Origin of the sequence: Nonomuraea sp. NPDC048916, from assembly GCF_040649575.1 — a bacterium.
In the GTDB taxonomy this organism is placed as follows: Bacteria; Actinomycetota; Actinomycetes; order Streptosporangiales; family Streptosporangiaceae; genus Nonomuraea.
Window position 1 is genome coordinate 1 of the sequence record NZ_JBEZFS010000280.1, and the last position, 386, is coordinate 386.

The window sequence follows — 386 nt, forward strand, 5'->3', positions numbered from 1 at the left end:
CGGCGACGACGGCGGGCGCGGGCCGCGAGGCCTCGCCGGTGTCGAGGTGCGTGGCGAGCCGGGCCACGGTCGGTGCCTCGAAGAGCGTACGGACGGGGAGTTCGACGCCGAAGGCCGTACGGATACGGCTCACGAGCCGTGTCGCCAGCAGCGAGTGACCGCCCAGCTCGAAGAAGCTCTCCTCGGGCCCGACCCGCTCCACGCCGAGCACCTCGGCGAACAGCCCGCACAACACCTCCTCCGCCACCGACACCGGACCACGGCCGACGCCGCTCTCCGGCTCCGGCAACGCCGACCGGTCCAGCTTGCCGTTCGGCGTCAACGGGAATCGGTCCAGCACCATGAAGACCGACGGCACCATGTGCTCCGGCAACGCGGCCGCAACG

At 72.3% G+C, this 386-nt stretch carries 1 protein-coding gene; it reads right to left on the minus strand.

Annotation, left to right across the window (positions count from 1 at the left end):
- Positions 1–386: phosphopantetheine-binding protein (locus tag AB0C16_RS40850; RefSeq protein WP_357691596.1), on the minus strand; the 386-nt coding region annotated here is incomplete at both ends.